The organism is Adhaeribacter rhizoryzae, from assembly GCF_008629685.1.
Classification (GTDB): Bacteria; Bacteroidota; Bacteroidia; order Cytophagales; family Hymenobacteraceae; genus Adhaeribacter; species Adhaeribacter rhizoryzae.
Genome location: NZ_VWSF01000011.1, coordinates 169557 through 193000 on the forward strand (window position 1 = coordinate 169557; position 23444 = coordinate 193000).

Annotated in this window: 14 protein-coding genes and 1 pseudogene; 10 read left to right on the forward strand and 5 right to left on the reverse strand. The window is 45.5% G+C overall.

The genetic code is table 11. From position 1 onward, the window contains the following. Positions 1-15 precede the first annotated feature (15 nt). A complete protein-coding gene (locus tag F0145_RS15145) occupies positions 16-594 on the reverse strand; it encodes a LemA family protein (protein ID WP_150089369.1) in 579 nt (192 codons plus the stop codon). Between the two features lie 239 nt (positions 595-833). On the opposite strand from F0145_RS15145, the gene F0145_RS15150 reads away from it, so the two are divergent. The 9 genes from F0145_RS15150 (at position 834) to F0145_RS15190 (ending at position 14312) form a co-directional block, all read left to right on the forward strand. Continuing rightward, complete coding sequence (locus tag F0145_RS15150) at positions 834-1832, forward strand: sugar phosphate nucleotidyltransferase (RefSeq protein ID WP_150089371.1); 999 nt, start codon at positions 834-836, stop codon at positions 1830-1832. Between the two features lie 253 nt (positions 1833-2085). Beyond that, positions 2086-3384 (forward strand): hypothetical protein, encoded by a 1299-nt coding sequence (locus tag F0145_RS15155; RefSeq protein ID WP_150089373.1) that lies wholly within the window; start codon positions 2086-2088, stop codon positions 3382-3384. Between the two features lie 5 nt (positions 3385-3389). Continuing rightward, positions 3390-3794, forward strand: coding sequence for a hypothetical protein (locus F0145_RS15160; protein WP_150089375.1), 405 nt, complete (start codon positions 3390-3392; stop codon positions 3792-3794). 344 nt (positions 3795-4138) lie between these two features. Further along, complete coding sequence (locus F0145_RS15165) at positions 4139-5587, forward strand: hypothetical protein (protein ID WP_150089377.1); 1449 nt, start codon at positions 4139-4141, stop codon at positions 5585-5587. A 145-nt stretch (positions 5588-5732) separates the two neighbouring features. Further along, positions 5733-6107 carry an endonuclease domain-containing protein gene (locus F0145_RS15170; protein WP_150089378.1) on the forward strand — a complete coding sequence of 125 codons (375 nt, stop codon included), beginning with the start codon at positions 5733-5735 and terminating at the stop codon, positions 6105-6107. 284 nt (positions 6108-6391) lie between these two features. Further along, positions 6392-9862 carry a hypothetical protein gene (locus F0145_RS15175; protein WP_150089380.1) on the forward strand — a complete coding sequence of 1157 codons (3471 nt, stop codon included), beginning with the start codon at positions 6392-6394 and terminating at the stop codon, positions 9860-9862. Continuing rightward, a complete protein-coding gene (locus F0145_RS15180; RefSeq protein WP_150089382.1) occupies positions 9828-11246 on the forward strand; it encodes a hypothetical protein in 1419 nt (472 codons plus the stop codon). Before F0145_RS15175 ends, F0145_RS15180 begins: the two co-directional genes overlap by 35 nt. A gap of 360 nt (positions 11247-11606) precedes the next feature. Further along, complete coding sequence (locus F0145_RS15185) at positions 11607-13325, forward strand: hypothetical protein (protein WP_150089384.1); 1719 nt, start codon at positions 11607-11609, stop codon at positions 13323-13325. 336 nt (positions 13326-13661) lie between these two features. Beyond that, on the forward strand, positions 13662-14312 hold the full coding sequence (locus F0145_RS15190) for a hypothetical protein (protein WP_223816094.1): 651 nt from the start codon (positions 13662-13664) through the stop codon (positions 14310-14312). A 31-nt stretch (positions 14313-14343) separates the two neighbouring features. Here the strand turns inward: F0145_RS15190 and F0145_RS15195 are convergent, their stop codons facing one another. From F0145_RS15195 to F0145_RS15210, 4 genes are all read right to left on the reverse strand, one after another. Next, complete coding sequence (locus tag F0145_RS15195; protein ID WP_150089386.1) at positions 14344-15027, reverse strand: potassium channel family protein; 684 nt, start codon at positions 15025-15027, stop codon at positions 14344-14346. A gap of 14 nt (positions 15028-15041) precedes the next feature. After that, the gene (locus tag F0145_RS15200) at positions 15042-16865 is read right to left on the reverse strand and encodes a TrkH family potassium uptake protein (RefSeq protein WP_150089388.1); all 1824 of its coding nucleotides are present in this window, start codon (positions 16863-16865) and stop codon (positions 15042-15044) included. Positions 16866-17163: 298 nt separating this feature from the next. Next, positions 17164-19443, reverse strand: coding sequence for a TonB-dependent receptor (locus F0145_RS15205; protein ID WP_150089390.1), 2280 nt, complete (start codon positions 19441-19443; stop codon positions 17164-17166). Between the two features lie 187 nt (positions 19444-19630). After that, on the reverse strand, positions 19631-22579 hold the full coding sequence (locus F0145_RS15210; RefSeq protein WP_150089392.1) for a TonB-dependent receptor: 2949 nt from the start codon (positions 22577-22579) through the stop codon (positions 19631-19633). A gap of 439 nt (positions 22580-23018) precedes the next feature. Here F0145_RS15210 and F0145_RS15215 point away from each other — a divergent pair. After that, positions 23019-23444 (forward strand): annotated as a pseudogene (locus F0145_RS15215) (hypothetical protein); the annotation flags it as partial.

Genomic DNA, 23444 nt, shown 5'->3' on the forward strand with positions numbered 1-23444 from the left:
ACGCTTAACTAAAATTTAGAACTGTACCGTTGGCGCGTGTTGAGCGTCTGGGTCGGCGGCAAAAGGCGTTTTGCGTTCGAAGCCAAACCAACCGGCAAAAATATTGCGCGGAAACGATCGGATATAAGTGTTGTAATCCTGCACCGCATTATTAAAATTCATCCGTTCTACCGAAATGCGATTTTCCGTACCTTCTAACTGGGCTTGCAATTCCAGGAAGTTCTGGTTGGCTTTTAGCTCGGGGTAACTCTCAACGGTGGCTAATAACCTTGACAGCGAACCACTTAACTGGCTTTGCGCGGCCTGAAATGCGGCAATATTTTCGGGTGTTAAATTCTCCGGACTTATTTGCATGCTGGTAGCTTTGGCCCGGGCATTTATAACATCGGTAAGAGTGGTTTTTTCGAAATTAGCGGCTCCTTTTACGGTATTTACCAGGTTAGGCACTAAATCGGCCCGGCGCTGATAGGCATTTTGTACCTGGGCCCATTTTGCACTTACGTTTTCGTCTTTAGATACCATTTCGTTGTATCCGCAGGAGGTCTGGGAAAGCAACACGACTAACCCAAAAAAGTAAAGCATCAGTTTTTTCATAGTTTCTGTTTATTATTTAGAAATTAAATTACGGCATTTATATATGATAACGCCTTAGAGGTACGAATTTAGGTAATCACAGTTATAAATATTAAATATGGCCTATTAATTAATCTGTTTTTAAGTTTTCTTTTAAGTTTAGTTTGCCCGGTAGTTTAAACCAATTGCGCTCAGTTTATACTTAAAGCACTTTCACGAGCCATTTAATTATTTAAATTGCACCACCTAACAAAACCAGCATGAAAGCTATTATTCCCGTGGCAGGTATTGGTTCCCGGCTTCGCCCGCACACCCACACCCAACCCAAAGCACTAATTCCGGTAGCGGGCAATACTATTCTGGGGCATATTATAAAACGCTTGCTGGCGGCCGGCATCGAAGATTTTGTATTTATAATTGGGTACCTGGGCGAAAAAATTGAAGCTTTTGTAAAGCGCGAATACCCAAATATACGGGCGGAGTTTGTGGTGCAGGAACCGCGCGAAGGCCTGGGCCATGCTTTATACGTAGCCCGGGAAACGTACGAAAACGAAACCGATATTATTATAATATTGGGCGATACGGTGGTAGATGTGGATATGCAAAAGCTGCTGGAACACCCCGGCACGATGCTGGGCGTGAAAAAAGTAGATACGCCATCGCTTTTTGGGGTAACCGAGCTGGGCCCGGATGAACTGGTAACCAAAGTTGTAGAGAAGCCTAAAATACCAAAGTCGAATATTGCTTTGGTAGGGCTTTATAAAATTCATAACCCGGCAAAATTGGTAGCGGCGCTGGCGTATATGATGCAGGAAGAAATAAAAACGTTGGGCGAGTATCACCTCTCCGATGCGCTGATGCACCTGATTAAAAACGGCGAAAAAATAGCTACCCTGCCCGTAGATAATTGGTTTGATTGCGGCCGGAAAGAAACCTTGTTGCAAGCTAATGCCATTTTGCTCAACCGCCCACCTTACCTGAACGCCGATAATTTACAGTTTCCGAATACGATTATTATTCCGCCTGTGAGCATTGGCCAGAATTGTACCATTGCCAACTCTATTATTGGCCCCAACGTAGCCATCGGCGATTACACCATTGTGCAGCACACCATTTTGCACGACTCTATTATTGGCTCTTACAGCGAATTGCGTAATGCCGTTATGCACGATTCTATCGTTGGCAACGATGCTTCTCTGCTGGGCTTAACTCACAGCTTTAACATCGGCGATAATACCGAGATTAATTTCAGCGAATAATTTAATTGCCATTCCGCATAAATATTCTTAAAATATTTGCAGCAACGTTGGATTAAATAATCAGATATAAAAAACGCTAACCGCCAAAATATAAGTACATTACTATATATTTACTGTAACCAGCCTTTTACACTTATACAATTAACAACACTCGTATCGTTCGTTCGTAAGACATACATTGCAGTTTTGGTATTTAATTTGCCTCTGATATAAAAATATTAGCTACATGACCCACAGTTCTATTTTTTTACCGATGAAGCTACTCACTGTCTTCGCGTGCTTCCTGTTGCTTTTTGTGTCGGCTTGTGGCAAGAACGAAAAGACATCTGAAACAACATCTACAACCAGTAAAACCACGAATAAAGAAAAGCCAGCCACTCCAGCGGCTAACACCAATATTGGGCAGGTAAACGTATTTCTGGAAGTTTCAGGCAGCATGAAAGGTTTTATGCCTACCAACAAGGCCGAAGGCATTACCGAGTTTCAGAAAACCATCGATCCTTTTCTGGCTACCATTCAGCAAAGCAATATTATTCAAAACAAGGGCTATTTTGAAGTGCGCGAAAAGCCTTACCCGATTAACTACGAACAATTATCGCGCACCGTGCGCTACGGCATTCAACAATCGGCTTCCAGCACCACCATTCCGGCTATTCTGGATTCTATTATTTCGCAAAACCAGGACGGCGTTAATATTTTAATTTCCGATTTTATTTATTCACCGGAGAATAACCGGGCCGTAAGTTTCGTGAGCACCGATATTTACCGCGTTTTATCCAAAGCGAAACAACAAGGGCAAGCGGTGTCGGTTTTCGCTGCCACTTCCGACTTCGACGGCACTTTTTACCCAGCCGAAAAATCAGCCCAGCGCACCATTGCTAATTGCTGCGACACACCTGTTCCGTACTACGTTTGGGTAATGGGCAAACCCGAGTTGGTAAGTTTGTTTAACCGGGAACTCGTAAAAAATACCTTTCCGGAACAAGTACATTCGGGTTTTACTTTTGAGGCCCCGGCTTATTCGGTATTAGATAAATACATGCCGGCTGGCAACTGGTACTGCGTGGCCGAAAACGGCAGTTGCCAGGCCATTACCATCAGCGACATGAAAGCGCCGGTAGAAATGATTGTGGGGGCCAACTTTAACGGGTTACCCAGCGCCTTTACCAGCGCCGGTTACCTGAAACAAAATTTAAAAATTCAGGCCGAAAATACGGATGCCCAAATAACAAATATTTACCCGGCGGCGCAATTCCGGACTTTGCCCGGCGTTAGCGGCAAAAACACTGATCCGCTAAAACCCTTTACCCACTTTATCAAAATAAAATTTACCAAACTAAATGCGCCGCAAACCGAGATGCACCTGCAATTGGCTAACCAACGTCCAACTTGGGTGCAACAATGGACCACCCCCAACGATAGCCAGATAAACCAGGAAGGGGCTAAAACCTTTAACCTGGCGGGCATTATGGATGGCGTTGAACGGGCTTTTGGCGCGGGCACCGGCGGGAATATTTTTGATATTGCAATAGGATTACAAAAAGAAAAATAAACGATATGCTACCAGGTTTCTTTAAATTTATTTACGAGTTATTCTTGTCATCGCCGCAGCCGCCGCAAACCCGGCCAGTATTCTGGAACGAAATATTCCCGAATGTGGGCCTGGTTAATATTATTACCAGCCTGCTGCTGATGTTTGTTTTTTATTACCTCATCAACCACATTTTACCGGTTGCTTTTTTCCGGAAAGCCTGGCATTGGGCGCTATTTATGCTGCTGAGTGCTGTCATTGGTTTTGGGTATGCGCTGCAATATTGCGATACCAAAGAAGTAGAACAAAACTCGTACGTCTGGAGCTTTGCCACAATTAATGCTTTATACGGGGCATTATTTTACATTATTTTCTCGTTCCTATTCCGTAGATGGTCCAGGGGTGCTAGTACAACGCCGGTTCGGTTTTAAGAACTGTTTTGAGGTGGTAGAAATCAAACCACCCCTGCCCCTCCTTATCCAAGGAGGGGAGCGGCAGTAGCACAAGATTATCCGGTATGATGAGCCGAAGCGGCAATAATTAGAATTGTTAAATCGAGCAGCAAGTTGGATAAACCAGGGTGCTTCTGCAACTCCTTCCCTAATTTAGGGAAGGTGCCCGGAGGGCGGAAGGGTTAATTTTAATAATGAGAAACCAGCGAGGTGAAAGTAGCAAAAAGAGAACTTTCTGCTGCGGACGTAAAATTGTAAGCCCTAATAAAATATGAAAGGGATGGATACTAAAAGCTTCATTCTGCTATTAACCACTAAATACTATGTCTAAACTCTTTATATTCGGAATAGGGGGCACCGGTTCCCGCGTTATCCGGTCTTTAACGATGTTGCTGGCCGCCGGAGCCGAAATCAAAAACTGTGAAAAAATAATTCCCATCATCATCGATCCGGATGCGCAGAACGGCGACATGAACCGGACGGTAGAATTATTAAAAGTATACCGCCGCTTGCACAAGCACCTGGGCAACCGCCCCAACGGGTTCTTCAAAACCGATATCAGCACGCTTTCGAGCCTGGCCAACGACACCGACGGCGCGGTGCAGGATACTTTTGTTTTTGACTTTGGCGGCATTAACCAGCGTTTCCGCGATTATATTCAGTATAATAATCTCACGCCAGGTACCAAAAGCGTCGTGGATTTGCTCTTCACCGAAGATAACTTGGAAAGTCCGCTTACCATTGGTTTCCGGGGCAGCCCCAACATTGGCAGCATCGTTCTGAACAAAGTAGTAGAGTCGGCGGAGATCCAATATTTTGCAAAGAACTTCCAGAAAGGCGATCGCATCTTTTTCGTAAGCTCCATATTTGGCGGTACCGGCGCGGCGGGTTTCCCTTTGCTCCTTAAAAATCTAAAAGATGCCAATTCGCCGCTCGCCAACGCCGGTTACATTCAGGATGCGCTAACGGGTGCCATTACCGTACTGCCTTATTTTGCCCTGCAAGCCGACGACGGCAGCGTAATCGACTCGAACACTTTTATTACCAAAACCCGGGCGGCCCTCTCGTACTACGAGCAGCACCTGAACGGCCTGGAGGCTTTGTATTACATTGCCGATACGCCCGATGCGCCTTACCAGAACCAGCCCGGCGGCAGCGGTCAGCAAAACCGCGCCCATATTATAGAATTACTCAGCGCCATGGCCGTGCTCGATTTCATGGATTACGGTCCAGCTGATTTTGGCAACGATACCCTATACCACGAGTTTGGCCTCACCGAAGATGCCCGGGAAATTCAGTTTGGTCATTTATCGCCGGAATCAAAAGAGAAAATTGCCGAAAGCCTGAGCCGCTTCCTGTATTTTGCCACTTACTTTAACAATTACCTGCGCGAAGACAGCGACTCGCCGTACTACAAAACCCTGGAACTAAATAACCTAATAGGTAAAGACAGCCTGTTCAAAGATTTAGATAAGATTATCAACAGCAACGATTTTGGCTTCCTGAATTGGTTAAAAGAACTTAACCACAACCAGCGCTCGTTCGCGCCCTTCAACCTGAGCACCGATGATTTCAACCTGATGATCCGGGGCAAAGAAATTATCACCAAAGCCTGGAACCCTTTTGACAAAGGGATCAGCCACGGTTTTTTCCGGAACGAGCTCGACGCCACCGAAAAGAAAATAACCGAACCCGATCGCTTCCGCAAATTCATCATGCTCTTCGAAAACGCCACCCAAAAAGCATTTTCGGAAAAAGTAAAGGCGGTGTAGTTGGATTTTGGAAGTTAGATATTGGTAAAAGGATGTTAATAACCAGAGAATAAATTATTGGAATCAGGTAAGCAGAAAAGGTAATCAAAGGCTCCCCTTCTTGGATAAGGAGGGGCAGGGGGTGGTTTGATACACATATTGAATTATGGCCGACAATACTCACAACCGTAAAAACCTAAAAGACCTGCGGCAGCAAAACCGAAGCAGCTTAACACCTGCCGAAGCCGAGTTGTGGAAGCATTTGCAAAGCAGCAAACTAGATGGCCGGAAATTCAGAAGACAACATAGTATTGGTAATTACATTTTAGATTTTTATTGCCCGCAGGAGAAATTAGGCATAGAATTAGACGGTCAGGTTCATTTTACAGATAGTGCCTATGAAGCTGATAGTAAAAGAACAGAATATTTAAACAGCTTGAATATTAAAATTATTCGGTTTGAGAATAAAGCAGTATTTGAACAATTAGAGGGCGTGCTAGAGGAGATTAGACAAAATTTTACCACCCCTAACCCCTCCTAAAATAGGCGGGGAACTGCGGCTAACTATAATTTTAGACCTATCCAATGCATTAGCCCCAACTCCTTCCCTGTTTTAGGGAAGGTGCCCGGAGGGCGGAAGGTTAAAGGAATAGCAGTTATTGCTTACTAAAATATAATCCAAAATCAACCTGTTTTAGAAACTATATTTTATAAATGGTTCTCTAAACAGCAGGAAATAAGAATAGAAACAATAGGCTTTAAAATATTGCCTGTTACCAAACCAAGATGGGCTAACACCCGCACTATTAACTAAAAAATTAGCTTATGCCAAAGGTATTTCGCTTACACGACAAAGGAAAACAGCAGATAGAAGGCTGGCAGCAATCGTCGCAGATAACGCACATTGAAATTAACGATATCACCGACCCGACCGGGGCCAAGGCGAGCAAAATTGTTACGTCTATCCCTACGCCTTTTGCGCGGATGCACTTGTTCGAGACGGCATTTGATTTTGTGAACGCCGATAAAGGACGGCACCAGCAATCGCTGTACCACGAGTTGGTGTCGCATTACTGGGATTTGTTCGAGCTGCTGTTTAACTACCACCATTACCAGGAAGCCGGCAAAAAAATCAGCATCCGCCGCTGGAATATTGAGAGCGAGCTGCAAATATTAAGAACCAACCCAGGCACCAAATTATTGGGCGATACCCTGCGGTTGTTCTTAAACGATGGCCGCTTCCAGGGCTTTGCCGATTTGTATTTGATTTATTACGAATATACCCGGCCCAACGGCGAAACCGCCGAACGCCTGATTGGCGGCACCTCGCCGTTTACCCTGCTCTTTACCACACCAGCGGTGCAGCCTCTGGATATTGAGCGCCCGCAGGCCCGCGGCCATTATTTCGATAAAAATATTGTGCTGCTGCACGACCGGGACCGGGCTTTTCAGGAATTTGTTTACAGCCTGTTCCTGACCAAACCGCAGCTCCGGCAGAAAAACTTTAGCGGCAGCGTATTTGCCAATTTAAACCTGGAGCGGTTTAATGCCCTGGAACTGCGCGGCGATATTACGCCTACCAGCTTTGCCAGCACCTACAGTACCCTGGCCGATGTACAGGGCAATCCCGTTACGATTAAGGATTTGGTGCTGCCTACTAGGTCCAACGCCATCGAAATCAGCAGCGATTTATTTATCCGGGTTAGCCCAACGGTGTCGCAGCCTTCAGTGTTGCCAATCGTGCTGAAGCCGAACCTGAAGATTGAAGCAAATTACCTAAACGGACAGCGCTGGGATGCCGCTACGGCCGTGCCTTGGGTAGAGCATGCGCCACTGGAAAACCGTATTCTGCCGGGCAAGAAATATAAATATCCGTACCTGACCATCGGCGATTTTCTGGAAGAACATTTAATCGAGATGCCTTACGAGGTAAACACCGACCGCTTCCATACCGGCCAGGTTACCTACAGCTACGGTGCCGATACCCGCTTAAAACACAAGTTTCCGTATTTGCTGCCCATCAAACGCACTTTCTTCGATTATTTTGATGTGCACGATTTGTATGAGAATCTGACTTTTGCCATCGATATTAATCATATTAAAGTAAGCCTTCGCATTCCGGTGCAGGGCAACGACTTTATTACCTACGAGCGCAGTTATTACACCAATCCGCAAAACCCCAAAGACCAGTACGGTAAGGAAGTACCGGAAAAAGGGGCTATTATCAAAGCCAAAATTGGTTTAGGGTTCTTCCCGTTCTACAAAATGCGCAGCCAGCCGCAGCACAACGATTTGTACAAGGTGATGCTGGTAGATGATGATACTGCTCCGAGTCTGGTTAACAAACGCTACGACCTGAATTTCTATGTGCAGAACCAGCTGATAACCCCGGAAGGCGGCAGCCGCAGTGCGAATAAAATACAGCGTACTTCCAAAACCATGGCGTCGGCGGGCTCTACTTATTTTGAAGTAAGGCATACGCACTTTGATTATTTAGAGCTGATTTGTCCGCAGGGCGATAATGTAAAAGGCTTGGTAGTGCCTAAATGGACGGAGTTAGACCGTGGCACCCAGAATTTCACTTTTTCGGTGGATTTTGGCACGACCAATACGCACGTAGCCTACAACAACCAACCGGGTGCCCACCCGAAAACCTTTACTATTGGCCTCAGCGATATGCAGGTGGTGCTGCTCAACAGCCCCTCGGCCGACGCGAATAAAACGGTATATGAACGCTACCGGGCCGGCTTCGGCGAATTATTCCCGGTACTGCTGATTCAGAACCGCGAATTTGTGCCCTCGTTTATTGGCGAGCAGGGTTCTATTTTTGAATTCCCGATCCGGACGGCTACCTGCGAAACCCCTAATTTCCCGAACGAACCTACCCAGGTACTTGGCAATATAAATATTGGTTTTGCCATTAATTCCGAAGTATCGGCGGTGCAGCAGGCCCGTTACGAAACGAATTTAAAGTGGTCGATGGAACTGGATACGCACGGCGAGGACCGGATCGAAGCTTTTTTCCGGGAATTGCTCTGGATGATGAAGCACAAGGTTGCTTTGAACAACGGTATCATCGAAAACACTAAGCTTATCTGGTTCCGGCCGCTCAGCTTCGATATGTTTTCTTTGAACCAGTTTAAAAGCAAGTGGGACGAGGCGTATCAGCAAACTTTTAAAACCAGCCAGTCTACCATCAATATTACCGAATCGGTAGCGCCTTACTATTATTTAACGGCCACCAATCAGGTAGTAGCCAACCGCGACGAAAACGTGGTAAATATTGACATAGGCGGTGGTACCACCGATTTATTGTTCCTGAAAGGCCAGCAACCCGCTTTCAGTACCTCGTTTAGGTTTGCCGGCGACGACCTGTGGAGCGAAGGTTATAACCGGATGCAGGGCAACGGCAAGCAAAATGGTTTCCTGCAATCTTACCGGCAGGAAAGCCGCGCTATGCCTACCTCCAGCCAGGAGCAGGAAGCCCGTCAGGCCTTTGAACTGGCCATGAATAACGAGCAGTTCCACTCGGCCGACGTGGTGAGTTTACTATTCAGTTACGACGATGAACTGCGGTTTAGTCAGCACTTGCTTAAATCGCGGCAGCTACGCATTATTTTTTACCTGCATTACACCGCCATTATTTACCACATCGGGCAACTGATTAAACACCTGGGCATAGATACCCCCCGGTATTTCTGTTTCAGTGGCAAGGGCAGTTTGTACGTGAAATTACTCAGCGGCGGCGCCAACATGATGGTGGTAGAACGCCTGACCAAAGCGATTCTGAAGAAAGTAACCGGCCAGGAACCGAAAGCCAACTTTAAAATTATTTTGGCTAATAACCCCAAAGAAGCTACGGCCAACGGTGGCGTATTATTCGATGGGTCGGCCGAGCACGGGGCTTACGATTATATCCAGGAAACCAAATTATTGGGCGGCACCGAGCCCCAGGATATCCGGGTTAATTTTACAACCGGCGAGCAGGTAGATGCCGCTGTGCGCGAATCGGTGCTGGCTAATTCCCAAGCATATTTGAACTTGGTTCTACAAGACCCGGAAGTGGTATCCTTGCTACCGGATTTAGGCGTGCAGGTAGACATGAACTTTATGCGGGAATATTTGCGGCAGCAGATTTCCGACAGCCTTAGCATCGGCCTGAACCAACTACATAAACACTTGCGCCAGGATGAAGTACTGCCCGAAACGCTGTTCTTCTACCCGTTAAAGCAAACATTATTTAATTTATCGAGAGAGTTGTATGAAAAGCATTATGCCCATAAAGCAACGGTTTAAAGCAAAGCTAAAAGTTAAAAGTAATTACGCGTCGGGTTTAAAGAGGCTTAAGCTGGTTGTATTTATAGGTTTATTCGTTGGATTACAAAGCATAGCTTTGGCCCAGCAGCCGAACCAAATGGAGCAGGCCAAGCTGGATATCTGGACCGAAACCGCCTCTTTTGTTTACCGCGATGCCAAGTTAACCGAGCCGCAGAATATTAGTAATTCAACTACTTTAAAGCAGTTTGAAGAAGCTATCCGGCAGGAAGACAGCAAATCGCAGATTTATTCTAAGCTGTATCGGCCCATAGAACAAACCGGTACTTACAAGCGCGGTAAAGATGCGAAAGCGCAGCTCGACTTATTAATTAAATCTATTAATGCAAAGCTTCGCGAAAATGAGCAGCGCATGAAAGATATAAACCGGCGGCAACAGCTAAGCGATTTATATAAGCAATTACAGCAAATTGCCTCCGATTATGTAAATCCGCCGGCTGCGGTAGCCGGTGCCGGCCTGCCCGATGACCCTACCACCGGCGACGAAGCGTTTACCGCCCCGGATGCCACCGAAACCGATCCGGACACGGCGGTTGAAAGTGCCTTTGCCGAGAATCAATTGAGTTCTTTATCGAAAAAACAACCACAAGACCAAACTAAAACCACCAACTGGATGACGACTGCGGCCTTATTGTTAAGCATACTAAGTTTAGGATTAATATATTTCCTGTATACCAAAATTAATGCGCTGAACAAGCGCATGGACCAACGCAAAAAAGATATTGATTATTTAACGCAACAGGCAAATGCCCCTGGCCGGAAAACAAACGGTGGCAACGGCCAACTCTCGCGCGAAGAAATAGAAAGCCTGGTGCAGAAGGCAGTTGCCCGCGAAACCGCCAAACTGAAAAACGGTTCAACACCTGCAGCAGCTCCTAAAGCCGAGGTTCCGGTCCCTGCTCCGCCCAAAGAAGCGCCTAAACCAAAGGTAGAATTGCCTGCTGAATTAGAAGAAGCCTTGTTAAACCCGCCACCAGCACCAATTGCCGTTCAACCAGAACCCGCTCCTGCGCCAGCCCCGGATAAACCCCAAAGCAAATTTGCCCGGGTACCCGTAAACGGCGGCTTCCACGAGCAGGATTTACACCCGACGCAGCAGCACGACAGCATCTACGAAATCCGGGTAAGCCGTAAGGACCCCAGCAAAGCTGCCTTCCGGATTGTACCCAACTCGCCGGTACACCGTACCGCTATCGAGAGTGCTTATCTATCGCTGAAAGATGCTTGTACGTACCAGCTAAACAACCAGCATGCAACCCGCATTATTACGGATGAGCCCGGCACCCTTACTTACCAGGATGGTTTTTGGCGTATTGATAAAAAGGCGAATATTCATTTCGAGTAAAAGCTAACTTGCAAGTAGTTGATGGCTTTTTAGCTTAATTTACTTAATTTATTTGATAGCTGTTTCTCACTTTGTAGGTGTCATTCAGGAAGAAACTATTTAGCAGGTAGCAGTAATGGTTCTTCCCGAATGACATTTTATTATTTCAGCGACTTGAAATTTAAAAGGTAAATTTTTCCAGAGAGTAAATCCATTATTTGGGTAATTATCAATCCTATAAAAAATAGTACCTTACATTTGCATTCCAACCTTATAGCAGTTTTAGGGTAGCAACAGGATAAAAAACAGCTAAATAGTTTCCTGCTGAATAACAAAGGAGGAATACTTATAACAAAAGTAAAATTCGACCTTAAACTAAACATGTTTGAAGTAATATTAGAGATATTCGTAATCATCGGGATTGTACTCCTGCAAGGCTTTATCTTTCTCCAGAACCGTGGAAAGATAGCCCGGCTGGCGGAGTTATTCCCGTCAAAAAACCGGTTGCGAATTGCCAAAGAATACGTAGATGCGAGCGGCAAAACGCCCAACGAAGCCCGTAATAGTTTACAGCCGGCTGCTGCCGAAAAGCTAGCCTTACTGGAACAAGGCAAAAAATTTCTATTTCTGAGCAAGCCTTCGGAACTGCACCAGGTTATAAACCTGAATAACCGCGGCGAAGCAATAGAAATGAAGAAAACCGTTTACGATGGTTTTACTTCAACCTCCGAAACTTACCAGATGCCGTACCTGCGGCTGCTAAATATTGCCCAGAACACCGATACCCAAATAGTAGGATTGGAAACTGCCGGAAATAATGTTCCGCCGGCATCAACCACCACTGCACCGGAAGTAGAAATTGACATTATCGCCGCCGACCGGCCTTCTTCGGCTTTTGCCGAAATTATTCAGGATACAAACGATTATTTACGGCACAACAAAGGCGCAGCCGCCGATTTTAATATTTTAAAAGATATTGCGGAACGGCAATCGGAAGTGCTAGAAAGTGAAATACAAGCTACGGTGGCTACGCCGCTTTACATTGGTTTGCTGGGTACTTTTTTGGGTGTAATCCTGGGCTTATCAGGCATTATTTTCGGCGAAGGTGTCAGCAACGAATCCATCCAGACTTTTATAACGGGTGTGGTGGTGGCCATGGTGGGCAGCTTTGCCGGTTTGCTTTTTACTTTATGGGGCAACAACCTGTTTAAAAATGCCCGCTCCGAACGCGACCGTCTAAAAAACAATTACTACACCTTTTTGCAGGCGCGCTTGCTGCCCAAATTGCACTCCGATATGGCTACCAGTTTAGGTAACCTAAAATCGGTGCTGGATGCGTTTAACAAAGATTTTTTTGATAAGGTAGCCGATTTTAAACCCATTATTGCCGGCATAACCGAAAATATTAAGGTACAGCGCGATTTCCTGGTGAAGATGGAAGAAGTAGGCTACACCGAAATCGCCAACGCCAGTGTGCAGGTGTTCGATAAGGTTACCCGGAGTACCGAGGAATTTCAGAAGTTTTTAGGTTACCAGATTTCGCTGAATAAATCACTGGAAATGGGCGACCAGACGGTAAGCAAAATTCATGGTTTACTCGATCGCATGAGCAGCTTTGAGAAAGGCATTAACAACCTGGGGCAACATATTGGTCAGCACGACAACCTGATTCAGAAGCAGCTCGACTTTTTCAGCAAGCACGAGCGCGAAATGGAAGATATTTCGGCCAAGATTGAGCAGTTTTACGACCAGTCGGCGGGCCGCTTAACCGAACTCATGGACGCCCGGATGAAATATTTAGAGCAAGATGCTCAAAATGCTTACGAACGCTGGGCCAACCATTTCGAGCACCTGAACCGCGATAATATTTACGAGCGCATTGTTAATTACCTGGAGCCTTTTGGGCAACTCCATCGCCAGCAGGAAACCATGCGCCAGGAACTGAACCAAACGCAACGCACCCTGCTCGAAAAAATAGACCGCGACAACGAAACCCAAACCCGCTTGTTAAGGCAAATGGAAATAATGAACCACAACCTTGATAAACTAACCCAACCCGGCATGTTTAAGAAAATGATGAACCGGATGATAGGAAAGTAGTTATTCGTTGGTCGTTATCCGTTATTCGGCTTTCTTTAGTTGGTGTATCAGTACTTAAATTAATTTGGTTTATTAAAAATTGATATTACGCACTTTCTGCCTGTTTACTTTTTTAAGCCTATGGAGTCCATCCCTGTCATTCAGGAGGAAACTATTTAGCAGGTAGCCAAATAGGTTCCTCCTGAATGACACGAGTGAATTACTTGAACCTCAATTATTATAGTTATTGTATAACATCTGTTCGAAAGAAATAATCAGATAAATCAGATTGAAATTAATTTATCATACAACTCTCACCATGAGTTAATCTGCTGTGCAGGTATTAAATATTAAATTTTGAAACAAGATAATAAAGACTTTTTCTGGCCCAGTTACGTCGACCTCATGACGGCATTGTTTATTGTGATGCTGGTGTTGTTTGTGCTGAGTTATAAATTATTTCAGGATAAGCAGAGCGAGTTGCTGGTGCAGGTAGCGCAACTCCGCAAAATTCAGGAGATAGAACTGGCGTTGAAAGGCCTGGAAGGCAAATATTTCCGCTTCGATCCGGTAAATAAACGCCACGAACTGAAAGTGGATATAACTTTTGACAAAGACAGTTGGGTAATTAAGGAAAAAGATAAAGAAGTACTATACCAGGCCGGCTTAACCTTAAAAAAAATAATTGAAGATATTAAAGAAGATCAGGGCGTAAAGTACCTGGTTATTATTGAAGGCATGGCTGCTCGCGATCCATATAACCCCAGGTTTCACGTGGATAAACGCGATTACGGCTATCAGCTAAGCTATAACCGGGCGCTGGCTTTGCTTAATTTCTGGCAGGCCCGCAATATTCAGTTTAACCCCAATCGGTTTGAAATAATTATTGCCGGTAGTGGTTTTTACGGCACCGGGCGCTATACCGGTAAGCGCGAATACAGCAACAAACGCTTCCTGATACAGGTAATCCCGAAAATTGGGAAGATTGAAAAGACAGAACAATCCTGAAAACGAGGAACTGGGGTAAATAGAAAAAATATTAATCGGCGTGCAGTAGCCGCTCAATATCTTTTATCCGGCCAAATAAAACCAGAATATCGTTTTGCTCGAAACGGGTTTCGGCAGTTACTACACCCAGTACCCGGCGTTGTACACTTCTGTTCCACAGTTTTATGCTGTTATCGGCCCGCAATATGGTTAGTACGTTTACCTTATAGTCGTTCCGGATGTTAGATTCTATAACTGTTTGCCCTATATAACGGTCCGGCACAGTAGCCTCTATAATATTGTAATCTTCGCCTAAATCAAACGAATCTATTACGCCGCGCATTTCCAGGCGTTTGGCCAGGCGCTCGGCAGCTTCCTGCTCCGGCCGTACAATCTGGTCGATGCCTATGGCTTCGAGTACTTTCTGGTGAATAGGCGAAATAGCCCGCCCAATAATGCGCTTTACGTTAAGTTGTTTAAACAAGGCCGTAGCCATTACTGATGCACCAAAGTCTTCGCCAATACCTATTACCACAATATCAGTTTCTTTCAGCGGTAACGTGTAAAGGGCTTGCTGGTCGGTGGCATCGAGGCAAATGGTATGGGTTATCTGGTTTTTGAAATTATCTACTTTCTCCAGGCTTTTATCAATGGCAATTACTTCGTGCCCCATATCGGTAAGCTGCATGCTCAGGGTTGCCCCAAAATTACCTAAACCCACAATTATGTACTTCATGGCGGTGCTTTGTATTAGCTGATAATAATATTTTCGCTGGGATAACGGTAGTGCATGGCTATATCGCGGTTAATAAAGCTTAATACAAACGTAATAAGGCCCACCCGCCCCAGAAACATGGTAAGCATAATAATAACTTTGCTGCCATCATTTAATTGCGGCGTTAGGCCAAGGCTTAACCCTACCGTAGCAAATGCCGAGAAAACTTCGAATATTACCGCTTTTAAATCATGGCGGGCATCCAAAAGGGTTACCAGAAAAATATTCAGCCCGATAATCATAAAAGATAGAAATATTACCGCAAAAGCTCTTTTAACCGATTCGTTCGGAATTTCCCGGTTCATTACTTCTAAGCGGTCGCGGCCTTTGCCAATACTAATAATATTTAAAAAAGCGACCGCAAGGGTAGTGGTTTTAATACCGCCACCCGTAGAAGCCGGCGAAGCGCCAATCCACATGAGGAGTAAATAAACTAAAATGGTGGGCGTAGTAAGCGTAGCCATGTTTACGGTATTAAAACCCGCCGAGCGCGGCGTAACCGACCCAAAAAAGGAAACTACCACTTTACCGTACCAGGAGTGCTCCTGCAAGGCATGCCAATATTCTAGTAAACCAAACAAAATAGTACCTAATATTAGCAGAATGGTGGTGGTTATAAGTACTAATTTGGAGTTGATGTTTAAGAGCCGGGGCTTATGTTTATAAGCATGCGACTTAAAAAAAGAATAAAATACTTTTAATATTTCCTGCTTTAAATATTTATAAATATTAAACATGATAGGAAAACCCAAGCCGCCCAAAATAATTAGCCAGGCCAGTGTTAGCTGTAAATTATAATTATAGCGTATTCTTATGTCGTAAAGACCATGGCTAAGCGTAGAAAAACCACCATTGCAAAAAGCCGAAATTGCATGGAAAACCGCAAAAGCCCATTGCTCTTCGGGTTGGTTATAAAAAAGCTGGTTATCCATGCTTAAATAAATGAGTAATGCGCCAATAGCTTCTATGCCAAGCGTAATGCCCACAATTTTAACAATCGTCCGGAAAGTCTGGCCCAGATGCTCTTCGTTTACCATGCTTTGCAAAAACAACTGGTTTTTAAAAGTGCTGGTTCTCTGGAATAATAACGCTACAAAACTGGTAAACGTCATAATGCCTAATCCGCCTAACTGCACCAGCAGGATAATTATTTTTTTACCGAAAGGCGTAAAAGTAGTAGCTGTATCTACTACTGTTAAACCCGTAATGCAAACGGCACTGGTAGCGGTAAAAAAAGCATCTAAAACAGAAATATTGTGGTGCGTTGACTGCGGCAATAGCAACAAACCAGCGCCGGCAAAAATTAAAAACAAAAAGCTGTAAATAAAGAGCAGGGCCGGATTAAAGTTAAACCGGGAAAGCCGGAAATTTACCCGGGATAACTGTACCAGAAAAATGTAAATAAAAACCAAGTGGGTAAAAGCCCGGCGGTCGAAAAAATTAACCCAGCCCAGGTTGCCGAAATGCGTATCGCGCATAAAAAAGCGCAGGCACAGGGCCACAAAAAAGAACAAAAGCAGAATAATTTCTAAGGTGCGTTTGCGGGTAATATTCTGGGGGTTAAACAAAGCCAGAAACCGCATACCCAGCACCACAAAAAAAGTAACGAGCAAATAAGAATTAGCTTTATGAATAGCTCTTTCGGTTTCGGCGGTGTAAGTAAACCCAATATTATAAAGCATCAGCAGCATGGCTACCAGGCTCAGAAACAAGGTAATTTGCTCCACTACCTTTAAAGCCTGCTTCCGCCACCGCGAAAAATAATTAAGCTTTATCCTGATTCGTTGAATCAAATTCATGCTTTAAAGGTAATAATTTAAGCTTATGCCAAACCGGTTTACGGCTGCAGGCATGCCAGCAATATTCTTGGCTTACCAATTATATTTTATCGGCATTAAAGTTAAACTAAGATGAGAACAGTCTGTAAGCCTAAGTAATCCAAAATTGTCATTCAGGAGGAACCTATTTAGCAGGCAACCAAATAGGTTCCTCCTGAATGACAGAGATGAGTTACTTAAACTTTCATTTTTAATATTTGCTTAATCTCAAATATTTATTCTTACGGATTAAGCTTTGGGAAAAATTGAGATTACTACGCTATCTCGTTACGAGTAAATATTTTACCTGTACTCCGGTATAATAATTCCGGCCGGGCGCTGCCTGAAAATAGCGGTTACCAAACCCGTTTAAGTCGTTGCCCAAACTATAGGTTTTATCCAGCGCATTGTCAACGCCGCCATAAATTTCGGTTTGCCAGCGTTGGCTCAGGGTACGTTTAAAACCGGCGCGGGCACCCAGCAATACAAATTCATCGGCGTAAACTGTGTTGGCATCGTTCAGCGGCAAGCGCGAAGTGTAGTTACCTGTAATATTCAGGTAGAAGCCCAGGCGGCTTTCAGCATCCAGACCGGCTGTAAGCACGTGCGGCGGCGTACCAGTAAGTTCGTTGCCCGAATAATCCTGGTCGTCGCGTTGGTAATCTTTAAACCGGAAGTGGCTGTAGGCATAGGTACTCCAGGCTTTTAACAGCGAAACGGGCAGCGTAGGCGCCTGAATAATATTATACGAAACAGCCGCTTCTACACCTTTCTGGTCTGTAGCGCCGGCATTGTTAAATACCACTACGCCCGTAGAAGTAGCGCGGCTCACAATGGTTTCGTTTAGCTGAAACTGGAAACCGGTTAAATCAAAAGTAAGTTTTTCGTTAAATAAATTTCCCCGCAAACCTAGTTCATAATTTGTGCCGCGCTCCGGATTTAAGCTTCTATTAAAGCTGGCATCGGAAGGGCGAATTTCGGCATCGGTGGGCGGCGAAAAGCCGGCGCTAATGCTGCCGTGTGCGGCTAACTGCGGCGAAAATACTTTTACCAAACCTACCCGCGGCGAAAACTGTGGATCGAACTGCCGGCGGTTCTCCATAATATTGGTCTGTCCCGGGCCGGTTACGCGGTCCAGGCGGTACTGCATGTCGTTTAGGCTAGCCCCGAGGGTAAAAATAAAATTCTTGGGTAAGTCGGCTTCGGCCTGGGCAAAAACAAAACCTTGCTCCAGCGTAACCTCATCGTCAAAATTTAACTTACCCGATACGCCTTTAATATTTTCGTAATGCCGCGAATTAACAAAACTGCGTTGCCACTCGCCGCCCAGCATAAACCGGGTACCTACGCCACCAATAACCGTTTTGTAAGTAGTTTTGGTACGGCCGCCAAAAGCCTGGTTAGTATTGCGTTCGTAGTCGTTCGTAAACGGGTGGTTCAGGAAACTGAAAACCCCAAAAACCGAAGTACTGTTGCTTACCTGCGGACTAAAATCGTATTTGTGGTTCAGGCCAATATTTACCCCGTTCAGGTTAAGCGCAGCCTTTTGGTCTACATTTAGTTGGCGGGCCTGCCGCGGATTGGCTTCGTATTGCTCGCGGTTAAGCGCGCCGGGCAGTTCGTAGTACAAATCAGAATAATACCCGTGGAAAGAAAAGGTTTGTTTATCGGAAGGATATAACTGGCCGGAAATTAACAACACGTCGCGGTCCATGGCGCTTTGCTGCCGGTAGCCATCTAATTGCTGTTTGGTATAACGCACCAGGAAACTAGCTTTATCGGAGCCGGCGGCTACCGTGGCATTGTAGCGGAGTAAACCAAAAGAACCTATCATAGCGCCTACCTCGGCACTGGTTTCGCCGGCGGGAGCGCGTAAGGTTTCCAGTAACACGGTGCCGCCGGTACCGGCCCCGTAAGTGCTGCCGGCCGGTCCTTTAATTACTTCAATCCGGCCAATGGTAGCGGCATCTAATAAATTTAGCGGAATGGTGCCGTTGGCTTCTACCAGCGGAATTTCGTTCAGGTATAATTTTACGTTGCGTACCCCAAACGGCGCCCGCAAACTGCTGCCTCTGATAGAAAGCCGGTAACTGGCGGTAGCGCGTTCTTCCATACGCACACCTGGCACTAAATTTAAGGCCGGCACCAAGGTAGTAGTATTAAAGCGGTTTATATCGCGGGCGTGCAGTACGCCAATAGCCCCGGCGGTTTCCATCAGGGGCCGGTTGGTTTCGTAGCCGGTTACTTTTACTTCGGTTAAGAGCGCATTGGTAGTTTGCAGCAGTACGGTAATATCCCGTTCAGTTCGGGGTAATTTTACGTTGCGCATCTGGTAGCCAATCATCGAAATTACCAGGCTGTCGGTTTCTGAAGGAACAGTAAGCAAGAAACGGCCGCCTTCGTCGGTAATGGTACCTTCGCCGGTATTTAATATTCCTACCGAAGCGCCTGCCAGCGGTTGCCGTAACTGGCTATCCAGTACCCTACCTGCCACCTGGCGCTGGGCCAAGGCATTAAACCAAATACTGCAAAAAAAGAACAGCAGGAAAATCTTTCTCATAAAACAAACCAAGGATAAAATTATTTGAGCAGACGAGTATAAGGCGATTAAAGTTGTTTAATATTAATGCGGCCTAGTTTTGTTGCAAAGGCTGGCAAATAAAACAGCTTTACCCGACACTTACAAAACAAAAAGGCAGCTAAGTAAGCTGCCTTTTTGTTTAAGAATATTCAGTGTGTTTTTCTGATTAGAACCCTCCACGGCCGCCGCCGCCATTCCAGCCGCCACCGCCGGGGCCACCGCCACCAGGGCCACCACCTGGTCCGCCCGGACCAAACCGGCCTCTTTCGCGCATACCATCTCTTTCGCCGGGCTCAGGTGCATTGCTGCTGCCAGTACCAAATTTGCGGATGTTGTACGTAAAGGTTAGCATAAAATAACGCTGCAGTACCTGGCTTTGTACTTCTTCTAAATAATCGGCGGTTACTACCTGCCGGAAGCCTTGGTTCTGCTTTAATAAATCGAATACCGATAAGCGTAAATCGCCGTTTTGTTTTTTGAACAACTTTTTGCCTACACTCATATTCCACATGTTAAAGTTAATATTTTCGGCACCTGCGGCTACGCTGGTATTAACCCGGTTAGTAAAATCGGTCTGGAACACAAAACCCTTAAAGAACACCCAGTTTAACCGAACGCGGTTGAATTGATTGAAATAACCGGTTTTCTGGTCGGGGTTTAAGGTATTATAAGCATTGTTGTAGTACGACCGTGAGGAAATATTAAAATCGAGGTTCTGGCTAATATTGCTGCTCAACGTTACGCCACCACCATAATTTTGCGAGTAAGAATACGTGTTAATGGACTGTATCGCATCGGCATTCCGGATGGGGGTGGTAATACCAGGTGTGCGGTTAACATCGGCCGAAACATCGAAATTAAGGTTTGATTTAATAAATTTAAGCGGAATGCTGTAGCTGATAAAAGACCGCAGGCTGTACTGGCCGTTCAGGTTTTCGTACCGCGAAAGCGTTGCCCGATCCTGCAGGGTATCGCCGAAAATATACAGCAAGTCGCCGGTGTTGTTGGCAAAACGGTTGTTTACAATCTGGTTCTGCGTTAAGTTACCGCTTACGTTAGCCACAAACGTAGTCGATTTTTCGGTATTAGTAGCGGTATACCGGAAATTAAGAAAATGCCGGTACGATTGGTCTAAATCCGGATTACCAATGCGGTGCGCCAATGGGTTGGTTTTATCAATTACGTCCTGCAACTGTTCCAGCGATGGATTAACGGTATTGCCGTTGTAGAAAACCCGCAGGTTTTTGGAACGGGAAAACCGGTATTGGAAATTGGCATTCGGAATAAACCGCACAAAGCTTTTACCTAATTGGGTTTTGTTCGGCAGCAAACGCTGGTTATCCAGTTCGGAATATTGGTAAGAACCCCGGGCACTGAAATTTATTTTAGCGTTAAAGTAATTATAGCCTAACCCAACCTGGTGCGCAAAACTGTTGTTGTTAAAAACATTGGAAACCGACTCGTTAAACAAAGAATAAGCTTCGTCCACTTCCGAATAATCGTAAGTGCGGCTATCGGAGTCGTTGCGGTTTATAGCGTAATTATAATTTAAATTAACCTGGCTGGTTTTAGAAATAGGTTCGGTATAAGTTAAATTGGTGCTAAAGTTTACCCCTTCGCTTACCTGATCGCGGAACCGATCGGTGTAAATATAATTAGGTAAACCAGTTCTGGCGTTGTAAGTGGTATTATCGGAGGTAGTGTAGTTATCGTTGTCGTTTTCGTTGGCGCCAAAATTAATGCCTATCGAAGCGCTGCGGCCTCTTTTACCAAACTGGTGCCGGAATATTAAATCGGAGCCAATATTATAACCCGATAAATCGCTGCTGGTTTCGTTGGCCGAAATACTAACCGGGTTTTCGCGGTAAAACACGTCCTGGTTGTAGTTAGAAAAGCCATCGTTCATTTGGAAACTTAACCGAGGCTGAAAAAATAAGGTGTTGGCGGAGTCTATCTTGTACTCAAAACGGGCATTAATCCGGTGGTTGGTGTTGCGACGGGCAAAATTTTCTTTTTCCGCTTCGTTACTACGTTGCAAGGTATCGGGCTGAAAATATTCGCGGTAAGAATTATTATAACCGCTGTTATCGGTGTAGTTACCAAAATAAGACGCACTTAAGGTTATTTTTTTACCCCATTCTTCGGAATAATTTATACCGGCATTGTGGGTTGTAGTAATACCGCTGCCGCCAAAGCCGCCACCACCAAAACCACCGCCGCCCATGCCGCCGCCGCGGTTACCCCGGCCGCCGCCAAAACCGCCGCCCAGGAAATCTTCCATGCCAAAGCCTTGCTGGTTAATATTATTTGTTCCGCCCAGCAAAGTAAGCCGGCGCTTAGGTTTAAATATATTTATAGTACCACCGGCCTGGTACCGGTCGTCGGTACCGGCAGCGGCAGCCACCCGGCCAAAAATACCGTTGCGGCGGTCTGGCCGCGTTACAATATTCATGGTCATGTTGCGGTTACCATCGTCTACACCCGATAAGCGGGCCTGTTCGCTTTGCTCTTCTACCAACTGAATTTTATCTACTACATCGGCCGGCAAATTCCGGAGGGTGGCCATGGCATCGTCACCAAAAAATTCTTTGCCATCTACCCGCACTTTCTTTACATCCTGGCCCCGGGCCGTTACTTTACCATCCTGAATCACCACACCAGGCACTTTCTCCACCAACTCATCGGAGTTGGCATCGGTATTTACTTTCATGGCTTTGGCGTTAAACTCAGTGGTATCGCCTTTTTGCACTGCTGTTGGCACTTTTTCGGTTATCTGTACTTCTTTTAAGGTGGTAGTATTTACCTGTAAGGCTAAGTTACCCAAGGCAATTGGCTTATCGGCCACCACTACGCGCCGTTGCAGCGTTTGGAAACCCAGGAAACTGGCCCGCAGCAAATATTGCCCAACTGCCGGCTGAAAGTTAAAAGTACCTTGGTTATCGGTAATAGAAACACTCCGAACGGAATCGGGCAGCCGGATAAGCATGACCGTGGCTCCGGGCAGGGCTGAGTTGTCTTTGGCATCGGTTATCTTGCCAGAGACAGGAAAAGTCTGGGAAAAGCCCGGCAGACTAAGCAGTAAAAACAGGAGGACGAGTAGATGTTTTGGTTTCATTTAATGTTGCTGTTAACACCTAAATTTTGGCCGGTGTTGTTTTTAGATGGTGCCCGGAAGGATAAGTTTAATGTGGGGGTAAAAAAAATAATTATTTTAAATATTTATAATTATCAGGGGCTAAAGAATTTAGTTAGAGTTCTATTACAGCTCTTTTAAAACTGTTTTTTGAAATTTTGTTAACAACACTTTATTGCTGTTTGCTAATAGCTGTTTCGGGAATACCAATTCCTATTAGCAATATTCCAGAGGAAGGCTGAACAGGTGTTCTTTTTAAATGAAGGTTCTTTGGTGTGCTGTGGAGCTTTTTCGGCCTTTTTAGCTTTTATTGGTGTGGCTTTTCTTCTGGCGTAGCTTAACCCTTCCGCCCTCCGGGCACCTTCCCTAAATTAGGGCTACGATTAGGACACAAAATGGAGCGGGGAGCTGTTGGGGGTAAATGGCAGATGCAATATTTAGCAACATTCGGATAGAGCGACGGGTCAAGCAAGTAGTAGAAAAGATAATAGAAAAGCAAAGTGTGGTGATACATCAGCTAAGTGCGAGCGAAGCCGAGCAGCGGAGTTACTACCGTCTGCTGCATAACCCCCGTTTGCAGACCAGTCAAATCATTTCGTACTTGCAAGCGGACTGTGCGCGGCAAGTGGAGGTGGGCGCCCATTATTTAGTATTTCAGGATACGACGCAGCCTAACTTTGAACGCAACCGGCGCAACATTTCCGACCAGCAGCAATTAGGCGTAATTGGAGATAAGCAGTCCTTAGGCTTTTTCCTGCATCCTTCGCTGGTGGTGCAAGCGGATACTGGCCGCTGCCTGGGCTACAGCCATGTGCAGGTCTGGAGTAGAGAAGCAATGGCGCCAGAT

Bases quoted from the DNA above. Each gene is read 5' to 3' on its own strand.
- F0145_RS15145 (WP_150089369.1), bottom strand. From the start codon at position 594: ATGAAAAAACTGATGCTTTACTTTTTTGGGTTAGTCGTGTTGCTTTCC.
- F0145_RS15150 (WP_150089371.1), top strand. From the start codon at position 834: ATGAAAGCTATTATTCCCGTGGCAGGTATTGGTTCCCGGCTTCGCCCG.
- F0145_RS15155 (WP_150089373.1), top strand. From the start codon at position 2,086: ATGAAGCTACTCACTGTCTTCGCGTGCTTCCTGTTGCTTTTTGTGTCG.
- F0145_RS15160 (WP_150089375.1), top strand. From the start codon at position 3,390: ATGCTACCAGGTTTCTTTAAATTTATTTACGAGTTATTCTTGTCATCG.
- F0145_RS15165 (WP_150089377.1), top strand. From the start codon at position 4,139: ATGTCTAAACTCTTTATATTCGGAATAGGGGGCACCGGTTCCCGCGTT.
- F0145_RS15170 (WP_150089378.1), top strand. From the start codon at position 5,733: ATGGCCGACAATACTCACAACCGTAAAAACCTAAAAGACCTGCGGCAG.
- F0145_RS15175 (WP_150089380.1), top strand. From the start codon at position 6,392: ATGCCAAAGGTATTTCGCTTACACGACAAAGGAAAACAGCAGATAGAA.
- F0145_RS15180 (WP_150089382.1), top strand. From the start codon at position 9,828: ATGAAAAGCATTATGCCCATAAAGCAACGGTTTAAAGCAAAGCTAAAA.
- F0145_RS15185 (WP_150089384.1), top strand. From the start codon at position 11,607: ATGTTTGAAGTAATATTAGAGATATTCGTAATCATCGGGATTGTACTC.
- F0145_RS15195 (WP_150089386.1), bottom strand. From the start codon at position 15,027: ATGAAGTACATAATTGTGGGTTTAGGTAATTTTGGGGCAACCCTGAGC.
- F0145_RS15200 (WP_150089388.1), bottom strand. From the start codon at position 16,865: ATGAATTTGATTCAACGAATCAGGATAAAGCTTAATTATTTTTCGCGG.
- F0145_RS15205 (WP_150089390.1), bottom strand. From the start codon at position 19,443: ATGAGAAAGATTTTCCTGCTGTTCTTTTTTTGCAGTATTTGGTTTAAT.
- F0145_RS15210 (WP_150089392.1), bottom strand. From the start codon at position 22,579: ATGAAACCAAAACATCTACTCGTCCTCCTGTTTTTACTGCTTAGTCTG.